The sequence below is a fragment of the Thermoactinospora rubra genome (genome assembly GCF_002093975.1).
GTDB lineage: Bacteria > Actinomycetota > Actinomycetes > Streptosporangiales > Streptosporangiaceae > Nonomuraea > Nonomuraea rubra_A.
In genome coordinates this window covers 19763-34850 of the sequence record NZ_MSZZ01000024.1, presented here as the reverse complement: position 1 = coordinate 34850, position 15088 = coordinate 19763, and the positions used below count along the sequence as shown (strand labels likewise).

The following is a 15088-nucleotide window of genomic DNA, read 5'->3' as shown; positions in this document are numbered from 1 at the left end:
CAGCGCCGATCACGACGGCCCTGGCGCGCCCGGGTCCTGGTTGGCGGCGAGGACGCAGACCACGGGAGGATCGAGGTCGAGGATCTCGGTTCTCGGCTGCGCGAAGCCGGCGGCCCGGAGCAGGTCTGTGATCTTACGGGCGGCGTCGAGTGAGGTGCTCCTCGTGGCTCCCGGGCAGCGCGGCTGGGAGGCGATGGCGATGCGCCCGCCGGGCGCGAGCCGCCGGCGCAGCTCTTGGAGCCGCGTGACGGGCTCCTTCCAGAACCCGAGGGCGTTGACGGCGAAGACGGCGTCGAAGGGGCCGTCGAGGGCGGGCGGCAGCCGTTCGACGGTGCCCTGGATGAGCGTGACGCGCCCGGCCCGGATGGCGGCGGCGTTGCGCCTGGCCGCCTGCCGGACCATTACCTCGGAGTGGTCGACGCCGTAGACGTGCCCCGAGGGGCCGACCCGGCGGCTCAGCTCGGCGACGGCGAGGCCGGGGCCGAAGCCGATCTCCAGGACCTTCTCATCGGGCCGCACGTCGAGCAGATCGGCGACCCAGCTGTTGCGCCGGCGGTTGGAGGAGCGGTGCGCCATCACCCAGCCGGCCACCCGCCCCGGCACGCCGCGGGGGTGGTGGAACTGGCCGATGCTCCACCTCAGGACGGCCTGCTTCACCGTCATGGTTTTCGTGTCCACGGCTGACAGCCAACACCTTCAAGTACGCTTGAAGGCAAGATGTCCGAGCGCTTGCTGACCGTCGGCGAGCTGGCGCGCCGCGCCGAGTCGCCCGATGGGTGGCGGAGGCTCGCCCGGCGCAAGCTGGCCGACCTCGACGAGCAGATCGCCAAAGCCCGGGCTGCCCGCGAGGCCGTCGAACACGCCCTGCGCTGCGGCCGGCAGGACATCCTGCAGTGCCCCACCTTCGGCGGCCTGGTCGCCGCCCGCCTGGCCGGCCGGTCGCTGCAGGAGGCCCACTCGCACGCCCATGACCGAGGGGACGCGCTCTGACACGTGGAGTCAGGAGCGTTCCCGGGCGAAGGCCACACGCCTGTCACCCGGGACGCGCCAGGGGCCTCAGACGGTCGCCGTCTGCCCGAGCTCCAGCAGGAACAGCGCCTCCGTCGTCGCTGTGCGGCGCAGCTCCTCCAGGTCCAGCCGCTCGTTGGGCGCGTGGGCCGCGCACCCCTCGTCCTCGGCGCCGAACAGCAGGATCTCCGCCAGCGGGAACTGCCGGAGCAGCGTGTTGACCAGCGGGATGGAGCCGCCCTGGCCGACATCGCGGGGGGCCCTGCCGTACGCCCGCTCCATCGCCCGGTTGAGCGCCGTGCGGGCCTTGCCGCCGGAGTCGGCCTGGAAGCCCGAGCCGATGACGAGGTCGGAGAACATGACCTGCGCGCCCCAGGGCGCGATCTGCTGGAGGAACTCCATCACCGACTCGGCGGCGATCTTGGGGTCGCCGGCCGGAGGGACGCGGACGGTGACGCGGGCCCGCGCGACCGGCTGGACCGCGTTGACGGCGCCGGAGACGGACGGCACGTCCAGCCCCGTGACGGTGATCGCGTAGGAGGCCCACAGGCGGTCGGCGAGCGAGCCGGAGCCGACGAGCGAGACGCCGTTGAGGACGCCCGCGCTGGCGCGGAACTCCTCCTCCGTGGGCCCCTGGCCGAGGAACGAGCCGCGCGGCAGGCCGGGCACGCGGATGTCGCCGTGCTCGTCGTGCAGGCCGCTGAGCATGCGCATGAGCGCGGCCAGCGCGTCGGGCGCCGCGCCGCCGAAGGAGCCGCTGTGGACGGCCTCGCGCAGCGTGCGCACCTCGACGGTGAAGGCGCTCATGCCGCGCAGCGAGGTCGTGACGGCCGGGTCGCCCAGCTTGGGGTTGCCGCAGTCGGCCACGACGATGGCGTCGGCGCGCAGCAGCTCGGGGTTGCGCTCGACGAAGGCCTCCAGGCGCTCGCCGGCGTACTCCTCCTGGCCCTCGACGATGACCTTGACGCCGACGGGGAACTGCCCCTGGAAGGCGCGAAGGGCCAGCACGTGCGCGATGACGCCCGACTTGTCGTCCGCCGCGCCCCTGCCGAACATCTGGTTGTTGACGATCGTGGGCTCGAAGGGCGGGGTCCGCCAGGAGGACAGGTCGCCGGGCGGCTGGACGTCGTAGTGGGCGTACAGCAGCACGGTGGGCGCGCCGGGCGGGGCCGGGGCCTCGCCGTACACGGCCGGGAAGCTGTTCTCCACGGGGATCTGCTGGACGTGGGTCAGGCCCGCCGAGCGCAGCAGTTCCTCGGTCACCGCCGCCGCCGCCAGGACGGGCTCTTCGGGGTGCCCGGGAAAGGCCACGGACGGGATGGAGACAAGGCGCTTGAGCTCCTCCACCGCCTGGGGCATCCCGGCGGCGACAGCGCGCTCGATGTGGTCTGGAGTCACCGGACTTACTCCCCCGGTCGATCTGGTCGTTGCGTTCGAATCATCTCATTGGAGCATGCCGAGTGCGGTAGGTGACTCGCCGGTGAAATGCTCCTGCGGATTTCGTCGTGGTTACATGGCGGATTTGCGGATCTCGGATTTCTTGCACAGTGTTGCCACCGATTCGCTTGGCAAGTCTCGGATCACCATGCAGACTGTGGGAAGTTCGACACGAGGGAAGATAGCCATGACGCACCCAGACCCCACGCAGCGAGCTGCACAAGATCATCTGTGGTTGCACTTCACCAGGCACGGCGCCTACGAAAAGTCCGACATCCCCATGATCGTCAGGGGCGAGGGCTCCTACGTCTACGACTCCCAAGGCCGGCGTTACCTCGACGGCCTGGCCGGGCTCTTCGTCGTCCAGGTGGGCCACGGCCGCGCCGAGCTGGCCGAGGCCGCCGCGAAGCAGGCCCGGGAGCTGGCCTTCTTCCCGCTGTGGTCCTACGCGCACCCCAAGGCCGCCGAGCTGGCCCAGCGCCTGGCCCAGCTCACGCCCGGCGAGCTGAACCGCGTGTTCTTCACCACCGGCGGCGGCGAGGCCGTGGAGACGGCGTGGAAGCTGGCCAAGCAGTACTTCAAGATGACCGGCAAGCCGCTCAAGCACAAGGTCATCAGCCGCCAGATCGCCTACCACGGCACGCCGCAGGGCGCGCTGTCCATCACCGGCGTCCCGGCCTTCAAGCAGATGTTCGAGCCGCTGGTGCCGGGCCGCGTCGCCGTCCCGAACACCAACTACTACCGGGCCGAGGAGATCTCCGGCATCGCGGGGATGACCCCGGAGGAGTACGGCATCTGGGCCGCCGACCGCGTCGCCCGTGCGATCGAGATGGAGGGCCCCGACACGGTGGCCGCCGTCTTCGCCGAGCCGGTGCAGAACGCCGGCGGCTGCTTCCCGCCGCCGCCCGGCTACTTCCAGCGGCTGCGCGAGATCTGCGACGAGTACGACGTGCTGCTCGTCTCCGACGAGGTCATCTGCGCCTTCGGCCGGCTGGGCACGATGTTCGGCGGGCAGAAGTTCGACTACGTGCCCGACATCATCACCTGTGCCAAGGGCATGACCAGCGGCTACTCGCCGATCGGCGCGATGATCGCGCACGAGCGGCTGTTCGAGCCGTTCAAGGGCGAGGGTGAGATGTTCGCCCACGGCTACACCTTCGGCGGCCACCCCGTGTCGGCCGCGGTCGCGCTGGCCAACCTCGACATCTTCGAGCGCGAGGACCTGCTCGGCCACGTCCAGCGCAACGAGCCGGTCTTCAAGGCCACGCTGGACAGGCTCAAGGACCTGCCGATCGTCGGCGACGTGCGCGGCTCGGGCTACTTCTGGGGCATCGAGCTGGTCAAGGACCGCGACACCAAGGAGACCTTCGACGCCGAGGAGTCCGAGCGGCTGATCCGGGGGTTCCTCAGCCACGCGCTCTTCGACGCGGGCCTGTACTGCCGGGCCGACGACCGCGGCGACCCCGTCATCCAGCTGTCGCCGCCGCTGATCGCCGGGCCGAAGGAGTTCGACGAGATCGAGTCGATCCTCCGCGGCGTGCTCACCGAGGCATGGAAGCTCCTCTGATCACTCCCTCCGGTACGGCAGGCCGTACCGGGCGATATCCGGAAAGGATGCGAAGATGAAGATCGGCGTCCCCGCCGAGGTCAAGAACCACGAGTACCGGGTGGCCGCCACCCCCGCGGGCGTCCACGAGCTGGCACGGCACGGCCACGAGGTGTTCGTCCAGCGGGGCGCCGGTCTCGGCTCGCACATCACGGACGAGGAGTACCTCGCCGCCGGCGCCAAGATCGTCGACAGCGCCGACGCCGTGTGGGGCGAGGCGGAGATGATCCTCAAGGTCAAGGAGCCCATCGCCGAGGAGTTCCACCGCATGCGGGAGGGCCAGGTGCTGTTCACCTACCTCCACCTCGCGGCGGGCAGGGAGTGCGCCGAGGCGCTGCTGCGCAACAAGGTCACCGCCATCGCCTACGAGACCGTCCAGGTCGGCAACGCGCTGCCGCTGCTCGCGCCCATGTCGGAGGTCGCGGGCCGCCTCGCCCCGCAGGTCGGCGCCTACAACCTCATGCGCTTCAACGGCGGCCGCGGCGTGCTGCCCGGCGGCGTGCCCGGCGTGGCCCCGGCCAAGGTCGTGGTCATCGGCGGCGGCGTGTCGGGCCTCAACGCCGCGCAGATCGCGGTCGGCATGGGCGCGGACGTCACCGTGCTCGACACCAACATCGACCGCCTGCGCCACATCGACGCGATCTACCAGGGGCGGCTCAAGACGCTGGTGTCGACCTCCTACGCGATCGAGCGCGAGGTGCTCCAGGCGGACCTGGTCATCGGCGCGGTGCTCATCCCCGGCGCCAAGGCCCCGACGCTGGTCTCCAACGACCTGGTCTCGCGCATGAAGCCGGGCTCGGTGCTCGTCGACATCGCCATCGACCAGGGCGGCTGCTTCGAGGACTCCCGGCCGACCACGCACGCGGACCCGACCTACAAGGTCCACGAGTCGATCTTCTACTGCGTGGCGAACATGCCGGGCTCGGTGGCCAACACCTCGACCTACGCGCTGACCAACGCGACGCTGCCCTACGCGGTGCGGCTGGCCGACCTGGGCTGGCGGGAGGCGCTCAGGGCCGACGCCGCCCTGGCGCCGGGCCTCAACACGCACGACGGGCTGATCACCAACGAGCCGGTGGCGCAGGCGCTCGGCCTGCCGTACACGCCGGTGTCCGACGTGCTCTGACGTCTCTTTTCGCAGAAAGGGGTACGGCCGGGCCGTACCCCCTTGCATATCCCCAGCAGGGTGAGCACCGGGCTGCCCGAGCGGGGTCAGCCGGTATTGACGCGCCCTTCGGCGTTCACGCCGAAGATTCGGCTTGTACCGCGTCGACGGCACTTCCGCGGCTTCCTGCTTCACCGACCTATGCCACCGAGGTGGCCTTACCGGGTCTCCACAGGCTTTCGAGCCTTGCGGCCCCGTTCCCGCCCGCCCAGCGGTACCTGACGGTGACGACACTACCGCATTCTGTATTGCTCTGCCGGTGAAACGACGGTTCTCGTATCGGTGTGCGGCTGGTCGGCGGTGTTCAAGGACGACGAGGGCCACCTGTTCCACCTAGGCCAGAAGGACTAGCCGCAGCATCCTCACGGTCGCCAGCACGCGCTCGACCTCGCCGTGGCCGGGCCACGGCGCCGAGCCGGGACGCAGCAGCGTGGAGCGCACCGAGGCCAGGTGCTCGATCGCGGTGGCGTGCAGCCCGCTGCGCTCGGCCAGCCAGGCCACCGCGTCGCCGTGGTCGCGCAGGGGTCGCGTCACCAGGTCCCACGTGCCGAGGATCTCGGTCAGGTCGCCGACCCGCAGCGGCACGTCGCCGCGCCTGCCGGTGGCCGCCGCGGCCAGCTCGGCCCGCGCGGTCAGCTCCGGCTCCACCATCCGGTTCCAGGACGGCGGGGGCGGGTCGGACAGCCACCGCTGGGCCTCGCCGGCCTGCCCGGTGGCCGACAGCAGGCCGCCCAGCTCCAGGGCCGCCCGGTGGTGGCCGGCCAGCGCGGCCTGGCGGAACCAGTGCTGGCCGCCCGCGATGTCGCCGTTCTCGGCGATGAGCAGCAGCCCGAAGTTGAAGGCCGACTCGGCGTCGCCGGCCGCCGCCGCCCTGCCGAACCAGTGGCTCGCACCCGCCGGGTCGTTCAGCTCCACGCAGACGAAGCCGGCCATGCGCTGGTCCTCCAGCCGCCCGGCCGCCGCCGCCCGCTCGAACCAGGCCAGCGCCGTGCGCAGGTCGCGCCGCGACAGCGCCAGCGCGCCGAGCCGGGAGGCGGCGCCGGGATGCTCGCTCTTGGCCGCGAGCCGGTGGTAGGCCTCGGCCCCCTCCGGGTCCCGGTTGGCCTGCAGCAGCAGCCCGAGGTGGTAGGCGGCCTCGGCGTGGCCGCCGCGGGCGGCGTGCTCCCACCACGTGACCGTCTCGGTCTCCTCGCCCGCCGCGTAGGCCAAAAAGCCCAGGTCGTGGGCGGAGTCGGTGTCGCCGGCCGTGGCGGCGCGGCGGTGCCACTCGCGGGCGACCGGCTCCTCGCCGGCGTCCTCGCAGATGAGCGCCAGGCGCCGCATGGCCGGGCGGCAGCCGCCGTGCGCGGCCCGCTCGTACCAGCCGCGCGCCGAGGCCAGGTCGCCCCGCTGTTCCAGCAGGATCGTGGCCAGGTTCAGCGCCGCCTCGCCGTCGCCCATCCCGGCCGCCAGCTCGTACCACGTCACGGCCTCGTCCACGGTGCCGTGCTTCTCGTGCCAGACGCCCAGGTTGAAGGCGCTGTCGACGTTGCCGGCCGCCGCCGCCCGCTCCCACCAGTGCCGGGCCGCGGACCGGTCGCCGCGCCCGGCGTAGAGCCTGCCGAGCCGGTGCGCGGCCTGCGCGTCACCCTGCTGCGCCGCGACCAGCAGCTCGGGCTCCTCCCCCGGGCGCGGAGCGGGTACGGCCGGCGCCGCCACCTCTTGCTCGCTGTGCCACCACGACATGGGCCCCTCCTGTGTAGGACAGGGTGACATGTAACCAGAAGACAGCGGAGCGTAATTGGCGAGTCCGTGTCAGTTCGCGGCGACGAACCTGACGAAGCCCTGGTACATGCCCATGGAGCAGGAGTAGCGCAACGTGCCCGGAGGGCGCGGCGGCAGCCGTACGGTGGCCGGCAGCCGCACGTCGCGCCCGTCGATCGCCACGGTGCCGGTGCAGCCCGCCTCGGCCACGGCGAAGACCAGCTCGACCGGGACCCCGGCGGGTGCGGTCACGATGCCGGGCCGGTAGCCGTCGCGCGTGGCGTGGACGGTGATCCTGCCGCTCGGGGCCGCCGCCGCGGGGGCGTCCGGCCGGGGCAGCCAGCCGCCCAGGCCCAGCCCCGAGCCGACGGTCCACACGCCCACCGCCACCGCCGCTGCCCCCGCCGCCAGGGCCAGCCAGGTCCGGGAGAGCCCGCGCAGCAGCAGCCCGAGCAGCGCGAGGGCGGGCGCGGTGCCCAGCGCGAACCCGGCCATCGCCGCGGCCCCGCCCAGCGCCGTGCCGCTGGAGACGGCCGTCAGCTCCACGCCCAGCGTGACGCCGCACGGGACGAGGATGGTGGCCGCGCCGAGCAGGAACGCGCCCAGGCGGGCGGGCGGCCGGGGCCGGCACGCGGGGCGGCGGCGCATGAGGCGGACGCCGAAGCCCGCCACGGCGCACCCGGCCACGACCATGGTGACCGCGCGGGCGGCCGGCGGCAGGCTGACGGCCGAGCCGAGCAGGCCCAGCAGCGCCCCGGCCAGCACGTGCGAGCAGAACCGGCCGGCCAGGAAGCGGCCCACCGCCCACCGGTCCGCCGACCGGCCTGGCGCCTGCCGGTCCGCCGACCGGTCTGCCCGCTGGTCAGCCGGTCGGCCTGTCCGCTGGCCGGCCTGCTGGTCAGGCCGATGCTCGCAGGGGGGCTGCGCCAGGCCGGCGAGCAGGCCGCCCTGCACGGCCGTGCACGAGGCGAGACCGGCCACGAGCCCCGCGGCCAGCCCGCCGGCGAAGAGCGTGAGGGCCTCCACTCGTCAGCGGGGATCGCGAGAGCCGGGACCGGGCGGGAGAAGGCGGAGCGGGAGGAGATGGAGGAGACGGAGCGGGAGGAGACCGATCGCAGGAAAGCCGAAGCCGGAGAGCCACCGCGTCATGCGCGTGACGGTAGCTTCCGGCTTCGACTACTACCAGCGACAGTTTGCTCACCTTGCGCCGGGATCAACCCGAGGCGTTCTTGAGCACGGAGACCTTCTCGAAGTACTCCTCGTCGCTCAGTTCCCCGCGGGCGTACCGCTCGGCGAGGATCTGCTCGGCCGAGGCGGTCGGGGACGCGGGAGCCGTACGGCTCGGCGCCCTCCAAGGCCCCCGCGGCCCCCTGCGCCACCGCGTGACGGCGAAGGCGGCCAGCGCCGCCACGGCCACCCAGAACAGCGGGACGATCGGCCAGAAACCCCAGTGTGCGTGCATGTTCTCCTCCTTGTGCCTGTGCTTCCAGGGTGGGCGGCGCGGGCGCCGGGCGAATCGGCCGCCGGTCGCGCCGTGCCGTACACCCCCGGGAGGAGTCAGAGCCAGCCCGGCTTCACCAGCCCGCTCTCGTAGGCGATGACCACCAGCTGGGCGCGGTCGCGGGCGTGGAGCTTCATCATCGTCCGGCTGACGTGTGTCTTGGCGGTGGCCGGGGACATGAACAGCTTGGCCGCGATCTCGTCGTTGGTCATCCCGGTCGCCACCAGCGCCAGCACCTCGCGCTCGCGTTCGGTGAGCTGGTCGAGCCGGTCGGCGGCCACCGGCTCCTTGGCCCGCGAGGCGTACTCCGCGATCAGCCGCCGGGTGACGCTGGGCGACAGCAGCGCGTCGCCGGTGGCCACGACGCGGACGGCCTGGATGAGCTCGGCCGGCTCGGTGTCCTTGACCAGGAAGCCGCTGGCGCCGCCGCGCAGCGCCTCGAAGACGTACTCGTCCAGCTCGAAGGTGGTCAGGATGATGACGCGCGGCCCGGGAGGCATCTGCCGGGTGGCGGTCAGCCCGTCGGTGCCGGGCATGCGGATGTCCATCAGCACCACGTCGGGCCGGTGCTCGCGGGCCAGCCGTACGGCCTCGGCCCCGTCGGAGGCCTCGGCCACCACGGTCATGTCGGGCTGGGCGTCCAGCAGCGCCCTGAAGCCGGCCCGCACGAGCGCCTGGTCGTCGGCGAGCAACACCTTGATCATGAATCCTCCAGTGGGAACCGCGCCTCGACGCGGAAGCCTCCGTCGAAGGGCCCGGCGGTGAAGTCGCCGCCCAGGGCCGCCGCCCGCTCCCGCATGCCGGGGATGCCGTTGCCGCCGCTCTCGCCGGCCAGCATGGGCGGCTTGGTGCCGCCCGTGTCGGTCACCTGGACCAGAAGCTCGCGCGGAGCGTACTCCAGGCGGACGGTCACCTTCGCACCGGGAGCGTGCTTGGTGACGTTGGTGAGCGCTTCCTGGACGATGCGGTAGGCGGCCCGCTCGACCCCGGCGGGGAGCGGCCGGGAGCCCACGCGCTTGAGCGTGACGTCCAGGCCGGAGCGTTGGACCAGCTCGTCCAGGTGGTACAGCCCCGAGGTGGGGGCACGGGGGGCGCCCTCGCGCAGCACGTTCAGCACCGAGCGCATCTCGCCCAGCACGTTCTTGGAGGCGCTCTTGATCGTCGCCAGGGCGGTGCGCGCCTGCTCGGGGTGCTCGTCGATGAGGTGCAGCGCGGTGGAGGCCTGCACGTGGATGAGCGAGATGTTGTGCGCGAGGACGTCGTGCAGCTCCTGGGCCATGGTCAGGCGCTCCTCGCTGGCCTGCCGCCGGGCCTCCTCCTCCCGGGCGCGGTGGGCTTCCCGGCGGCGCTCGCGCACGATCCCGGCCAGCTCCCCGCCCAGCATGACCAGCAGGATGAAGGCGGTCACGGCCATGGTGTGGAAGACGTCGTGCCGGCCCAGCGTCCAGGAGTAGCCGAGGAAGAACGCCAGCGTCACCCCCGCCATGCCCCACGCGATCGGGCGGCGGCCGTCCAGCAGCAGGGCGACCAGCATGATGACCGGGCTGAGGAAGACCGGGCCCATGGGGTAGCCGCCCACGACGAAGGCGTAGGTCGCCAGCAGCGTCACCACGGCCGAGGCGACCGGGAAGCGGCGGCGCGCCACCAGCATGACCGGCCCGGCCAGCAGCAGGGCGTAGGCGTAGGCGTCCAGCGGCTCCCGCCAGCTGCGCTGACCCCAGGCGGCGCCCATGGAGAGGACCACCTGCACGGTGGCCACGATCAGCGCCGTGAAAAGGTCCTTGGTCTTCACGGCCTCACGCTATGCCAGCGCGCCCCGGCCCGGCATCCGCCCGGTGTGGCAGGTGGGACTACCCCGGAAGGCGTAGCTGGGCGATGGTGGATGCATGATCCGACTCATCCTCGCCGCGGCGCTCGCCGCTCCCTCCGTCCAGGCCCACCCCGACGTGGGCAAGGTCCCGGTGCAGGAGGGGTACGGCGGCGCGGTCGCCACGGTCGACCACGACGCGAGCAAGGCCGCCGTCGCCGTGCTGCGCAGGGGCGGCAACGCCGTCGACGCGGCGGTGGCCGCGGGCGCGGTACTGGGCGTCACCGAGCCCTACTCGGCGGGCGCGGCCGGCGGCGGCTTCATGGTGATCTACAAGCGGGGCAAGGTCCACACGATCGACGGCCGCGAGACCGCGCCGCGGGCGATGACCGCCACCTCCCTGGAGGGCATCCCGTTCGAGGAGGCCGTCACCAGCGGCCTGTCCGCCGGGGTCCCGGGCGCGGTCGCCCAGTGGGACCTGGCGCTGCGCCGCTTCGGCACGCTCTCGCTCAAGCAGGCCCTCAAGCCCGCCATCGAGGTGGCCGAGAAGGGCTTCGTGGTCGACCAGACCTTCCACAACCAGACCGCGGCCAACGCCGCCCGCTTCAAGGACATCGCCTCCACCGCCAAGCTGTACCTGCCGGGCGGCGCCCCGCCGCCGGTCGGCTCGGTGTTCAGGAACCCCGAGCTGGCCGAGACCTACCGCCAGCTGGCCAAGCACGGCCCCGGCTGGCTGTACGGCGGGCGGCTCGGCGCGGAGATCGTCGCCACCGTCAAGAACCCGCCCGTCACGCCCGGCGCGACGCGCAACGTCCGTCCGGGCCTCATGGAGCTGTCCGACCTGCGCGCCTACCGCGCCCTGATGCGCGAGCCGACCCGCGTCGACTACAAGGGCCTGCAGGTGTACGGCATGGCCCCGCCCTCCTCGGGCGGCTCGACCGTGGGGGAGGCGCTCAACATCCTGGAGGCGCTGCCCAAGGTCGGCCTGCACGAGTACCTGGAGGCCTCCCGGCTGGCCTTCGCCGACCGCAACAAGTACGTCGGCGACGTCCCCGGCGTGCCGCTGGAGGAGCTGCTGTCCGACGGGTTCGCCAAGGAGCGCTCCTGCCTGGTCGGCGAGCGGGCGATGCCGCACCCGGCCCCGCCCGGCGAGCCCGACGGCTCCTACTCCGGCTGCCCCTCCCCGGCGGGCGCGGCGCCCGAGGTCACCACGGAGGGCCCGGAGACCACCCACCTGGTCGTGGCCGACCGCTGGGGCACCGTGGTCGCCTACAACCTCACCATCGAGTCCACCGGCGGCAACGGCATCGTCGTGCCGGGACGCGGGCTGCTGCTCAACAACGAGCTGACCGACTTCACCTTCGGCCCGGCCCCCGGCGACCCCAACCTGCCCGGACCCGGCAAGCGGCCGCGCTCGTCGATGGCGCCGACGATCGTGGTCAAGGACGGGCGCCCGGTGCTGGCCGTCGGCACCCCGGGCGGCTCGACGATCATCACGACCGTGCTGCAGATCCTGGTCAACCGCTACGAGCTCGGCATGAGCCTGCCCGAGGCGCTGGCCGCCCCGCGCGCCACCCAGCGCAACACGGCGGCGACGCAGGCCGAGCCGGAGTTCCTGCGGCTGCACCGGGCCGAGCTGGAGGCACGCGGCCACGTCTTCGCCGAGAACCCCGAGATCGGCGCGGCGACCGGGCTGGAGTTCCTGGGCCGCGGCCGCATCCAGGCGGTGGCCGAGCCCACGCGCCGCGGGGGAGGGAGCGCGCTGGTGGTGCATCCCGTGCCGTGACGCCGGTTGCCCGCCGCACGGGCGGGGGATGAGTGCGGTGTGGCGCCACGGATCGAGCACGTCGTCGTGCTGATGCTGGAGAACCGGTCCTTCGACCACATGCTCGGGTTCCTGCGGCATCCCTCCGGCGACTTCGACGGGCTGCTGCGCGGCGGGCCGTACACCAATCCCGGCTGGGACGGCGGCCCGCCCGTCGCGGCGGCGCCCGGCGCCACGCCCGTGGTGCCGGGCGACCCCGACCACTCCCACGACGCGGCCGTGGAGCAGTTCTCCGGCGGCAACCAGGGCTTCGTCACCTCCTACGAGCGCAAGGCGCGAGGGCTGGCGCACCCGCGCTTCGGCGGGCTGCTGGGGCCGCTGATCGAGCTGGGCTACCGGCTGTTCGTGCGGCCCACGCCGGTCTCCGGCGTGGGCCCCCGGGTGATGCTGTGCCAGGACCCGGCGAACGTGCCCGTGCTGGCGACGCTGGCGCTGGAGTTCGCCGTGTGCACGCGGTGGTTCTGCTCGGTGCCGGGGGAGACCTGGCCGAACCGCAACTACCTGCACGCGGCCACCTCCGACGGGGAGACCTCCATCCATCCCCGCTTCTACACCGATCCCACGGTCTTCGAGCTGCTGGAGGAGGCGGGGCACGGCTGGCGGATCTACCACGACGACGTCCCGCAGGCGTGGGCCTTCAGCAACCTGTGGACCTCCGCCGGCCGGCTCGCCAACTGGCATCCCTTCGACGACTTCGCCGCCCACGCCGCGGCCGGCGACCTGCCCGCCTACTGTTTCGTCGAGCCCAACCACCGCCCGCCGGTACGGCTGACCGACCGGCCGAGCAACAGCCAGCATCCCGGCAACAACGTCGCCTCCTCCTGGCGGCCCGGCGACGACACCGACTTCGCGCGGGCCGAGGCGCTCATCGCCTCCGTCTACGAGTCCTTACGCGGCAACCCGGATCTTTTCGCCAGGACCGTCCTGCTCATCACCTACGACGAGCACGGCGGGCTGTACGACCACGTGCCGCCCGCCCGCGGCCTGCGCGATCCCGGCTCGCGCACCGGGCTGCTCGGCCGGATCCTGCGCTTCCTCGCGCACAAGAAGAGCGCCGCCTTCGACTTCAGCTGGTCGGGCGGGCGGGTGCCGGCCGTGGTGGTCTCGCCGCTCATCCCGCGCGGCACGGTGTGCGCCACGGTCATGGAGCACGCCTCGGTGCCCGCGACGCTGCGCGCGCTGTTCGCTCCCGGCCGCCCGCCGCTGACCGTGCGGGACGCCGACGCCGCCCGCTTCGACACCTTGTGCTCGCTCGACGAGCCACGTGCCGACCTTCCCGACTTATCCGCCTATGTCCGGCCGGCTTCCACCCCGGCGGCGGTCATGGACCGGCTGCCCGGCCACGTCCGCGACCTCGCCGTGCTCGCCCGCCGCGTCCGGGCGCGCCTCCACGCGCGCCCGGCCCTGGCGCCGCGGCTCAGCTGGCAGGCCCGCGACCGGAGCTCGCTCGATGCGGCCCTCGCCGACTTCCGCTCGGCCGCCGCGGCGGCCCGCCGTACCCGGCGGAGTCAGTAGATCAACTCGAACGCCGCGGGGTCGATCCGGCGGGTCCTGGCCCAGTACTCGAAGGTGAAGCCCGGCCAGATCGTGCGGTTGACCCCGTGCTCGTCCAGGTACCACGACCGGCAGCCGCCCTCGTTCCACACCAGCCGGCGCAGCCGCTCCTGGAGGCGGTCGTTGTAGGAGCGCTGGTGCTGCGGGCGGACGTCGAGCGCCCGGGCCTTGGTCCTGGACAGCAGGCGCAGGCACTCCAGGACGTAGTGCACCTGCGACTCGATCATGAAGACGACCGAGTTGTGCCCCAGGCCGGTGTTGGGCCCGAGGAGGAAGAACAGGTTGGGGAAGCCCGCGGTGGCCACGCCGTAGTATGCCTCGACGCCCTCGCGCCAGGCCTCCTGGATCTTCAGCCCGCCGCGGCCGATGATGCGCTGGTCCTGCAGGGCGTCGACGACCTTGAAGCCGGTGCCGTAGATGATGACGTCGACCGGGATCTCCTCGCCCGAGGCGGTGACGATCGAGTTCTCGGTGATCGAGGCGATGCCGGAGGTCTCCAGCGTGACGTTGGGCCTGGTCAGGGCCGGATAGTAGTCGCTGGAGATGAGGATGCGCTTGCAGCCGATGGTGTAGTCGGGGGTGAGCTTGGCGCGCAGCTCCGGATCGGGGACCTGGCGTTCGAGGTGGCGCAGGGCCAGGCGCTCGTGGACCTTCATCAGCCGCGGGTCGACGGCGAAGCCGAGCGCGCGGGTCTCCAGCAGCCAGTAGATGCCGGTGCGCAGGGTCCTGGCCGCGCCGGGGAGGGCGAGGGCGCGCTTGACCGCCGGTGGAAAGGCGAAATCGGGCTTGGGCTGGATCCACGGGGGCGTGCGCTGGAAGACGGTGAGGTGGGCGACCTCGGGCGCGATCCGCGGGACGAACTGGATGGCCGAGGCGCCCGTGCCGATGACGGCGACGCGCTTGCCGGACAGGTCCACCGAGTGGTCCCACTCGGCGGAGTGGAAGGAGGGGCCGGCGAAGGAGTCACGCCCCGGGATCTCCGGAAATTTCGGGATATGGAGGGCGCCGATGCCGGACACCACCGCGTTGGCCCGCCACACGCCCCCGTCCTCCGTCGTGACCTCCCACTCCCGCGCGTCGTCGTCCCACTCCAGGCCGACGACGTGCCGGCCGTACCGCAGATGCGGCCCGACGCCGTACTTGTCCACGCAGGCCCGCATGTACTCCCAGATCTCCTGGCGCGGGGAGAACATCCGCGACCAGGAGGGGTTCAGCTCGAAGGAGAAGGAGTACATGTGCGAGGGCACGTCGCAGGCGCAGCCGGGATAGACGTTGTCGCGCCAGGTGCCGCCGAGGTCGGCGGCCTTCTCCAGGATGACGAAGTCGTGGTACCCGGCTTCCTTGAGCTTGACGGCCATGCCGATGCCGGAGAAGCCGGAGCCGATGATCACTATGCCCGACCTGGTGGTGGTCTCCACGAGCCCTCCTATTGGACGCTGAGT

13 protein-coding genes are annotated in these 15088 nt (G+C 72.6%); 5 read left to right on the top strand and 8 right to left on the bottom strand.

Features of this window, described 5'->3' with window-relative positions; all coding sequences use genetic code 11:
* Positions 1-9: 9 nt before the first annotated feature.
* Positions 10-678 (bottom strand): class I SAM-dependent methyltransferase, encoded by a 669-nt coding sequence (locus BSB02_RS23775; protein WP_240506612.1) that lies wholly within the window; start codon positions 676-678, stop codon positions 10-12.
* 39 nt (positions 679-717) lie between these two features.
* Here BSB02_RS23775 and BSB02_RS23770 point away from each other — a divergent pair, with 39 nt between their 5' ends.
* The gene (locus BSB02_RS23770; RefSeq protein ID WP_084962003.1) at positions 718-990 is read left to right on the top strand and encodes a MerR family transcriptional regulator; all 273 of its coding nucleotides are present in this window, start codon (positions 718-720) and stop codon (positions 988-990) included.
* 66 nt (positions 991-1056) lie between these two features.
* Here BSB02_RS23770 and BSB02_RS23765 read toward each other — a convergent pair whose 3' ends face one another.
* Positions 1057-2406 (bottom strand): dipeptidase, encoded by a 1350-nt coding sequence (locus BSB02_RS23765; protein ID WP_084962001.1) that lies wholly within the window; start codon positions 2404-2406, stop codon positions 1057-1059.
* Between the two features lie 226 nt (positions 2407-2632).
* Here BSB02_RS23765 and BSB02_RS23760 point away from each other — a divergent pair, with 226 nt between their 5' ends.
* A complete protein-coding gene (locus BSB02_RS23760) occupies positions 2633-4012 on the top strand; it encodes an aspartate aminotransferase family protein (protein WP_084961999.1) in 1380 nt (459 codons plus the stop codon).
* A 55-nt stretch (positions 4013-4067) separates the two neighbouring features.
* Positions 4068-5177, top strand: a complete 1110-nt coding sequence (gene ald, locus BSB02_RS23755; protein ID WP_084961997.1) for an alanine dehydrogenase — start codon at positions 4068-4070, stop codon at positions 5175-5177.
* Positions 5178-5549: 372 nt separating this feature from the next.
* On the opposite strand, the gene BSB02_RS23750 is transcribed toward ald, so the two are convergent.
* The 5 genes from BSB02_RS23750 to BSB02_RS23730 all read right to left on the bottom strand — a co-directional run bounded on the left by BSB02_RS23750 (position 5550) and on the right by BSB02_RS23730 (position 10252).
* Positions 5550-6941, bottom strand: coding sequence for a tetratricopeptide repeat protein (locus tag BSB02_RS23750; RefSeq protein WP_084961995.1), 1392 nt, complete (start codon positions 6939-6941; stop codon positions 5550-5552).
* 69 nt (positions 6942-7010) lie between these two features.
* On the bottom strand, positions 7011-7985 hold the full coding sequence (locus BSB02_RS23745; RefSeq protein WP_084961993.1) for an urease accessory protein UreH domain-containing protein: 975 nt from the start codon (positions 7983-7985) through the stop codon (positions 7011-7013).
* A gap of 187 nt (positions 7986-8172) precedes the next feature.
* Positions 8173-8421 carry an SHOCT domain-containing protein gene (locus BSB02_RS23740; RefSeq protein ID WP_084961991.1) on the bottom strand — a complete coding sequence of 83 codons (249 nt, stop codon included), beginning with the start codon at positions 8419-8421 and terminating at the stop codon, positions 8173-8175.
* 95 nt (positions 8422-8516) lie between these two features.
* Complete coding sequence (locus BSB02_RS23735; protein WP_084961990.1) at positions 8517-9164, bottom strand: response regulator transcription factor; 648 nt, start codon at positions 9162-9164, stop codon at positions 8517-8519.
* Positions 9161-10252: a sensor histidine kinase gene (locus BSB02_RS23730; protein ID WP_084961988.1), complete on the bottom strand. Its 1092-nt coding sequence runs from the start codon at positions 10250-10252 to the stop codon at positions 9161-9163. The genes BSB02_RS23735 and BSB02_RS23730 overlap by 4 nt, the downstream gene beginning before the upstream one ends.
* 94 nt (positions 10253-10346) lie before the next feature.
* Between BSB02_RS23730 and BSB02_RS23725 the strand changes: the two genes are divergently transcribed.
* Both BSB02_RS23725 and BSB02_RS23720 read left to right on the top strand, forming a co-directional pair.
* On the top strand, positions 10347-12053 hold the full coding sequence (locus tag BSB02_RS23725) for a gamma-glutamyltransferase family protein (protein WP_084961986.1): 1707 nt from the start codon (positions 10347-10349) through the stop codon (positions 12051-12053).
* Positions 12054-12092: 39 nt separating this feature from the next.
* Positions 12093-13607, top strand: a complete 1515-nt coding sequence (locus tag BSB02_RS23720) for an alkaline phosphatase family protein (protein ID WP_084961984.1) — start codon at positions 12093-12095, stop codon at positions 13605-13607.
* Here the strand turns inward: BSB02_RS23720 and BSB02_RS23715 are convergent.
* The gene (locus tag BSB02_RS23715; protein WP_276206346.1) at positions 13601-15064 is read right to left on the bottom strand and encodes a flavin-containing monooxygenase; all 1464 of its coding nucleotides are present in this window, start codon (positions 15062-15064) and stop codon (positions 13601-13603) included. The two genes, BSB02_RS23720 and BSB02_RS23715, sit on opposite strands and share 7 nt — an antisense overlap.
* Between the last annotated feature and the right edge of the window lie 24 nt (positions 15065-15088).

Coding starts and splice junctions, on each gene's coding strand:
- BSB02_RS23725 (WP_084961986.1), top strand. CDS start 10,347: ATGATCCGACTCATCCTCGCCGCGGCGCTCGCCGCTCCCTCCGTCCAG.
- BSB02_RS23770 (WP_084962003.1), top strand. CDS start 718: ATGTCCGAGCGCTTGCTGACCGTCGGCGAGCTGGCGCGCCGCGCCGAG.
- BSB02_RS23750 (WP_084961995.1), bottom strand. CDS start 6,941: ATGTCGTGGTGGCACAGCGAGCAAGAGGTGGCGGCGCCGGCCGTACCC.
- ald (WP_084961997.1), top strand. CDS start 4,068: ATGAAGATCGGCGTCCCCGCCGAGGTCAAGAACCACGAGTACCGGGTG.
- BSB02_RS23740 (WP_084961991.1), bottom strand. CDS start 8,421: ATGCACGCACACTGGGGTTTCTGGCCGATCGTCCCGCTGTTCTGGGTG.
- BSB02_RS23760 (WP_084961999.1), top strand. CDS start 2,633: ATGACGCACCCAGACCCCACGCAGCGAGCTGCACAAGATCATCTGTGG.
- BSB02_RS23735 (WP_084961990.1), bottom strand. CDS start 9,164: ATGATCAAGGTGTTGCTCGCCGACGACCAGGCGCTCGTGCGGGCCGGC.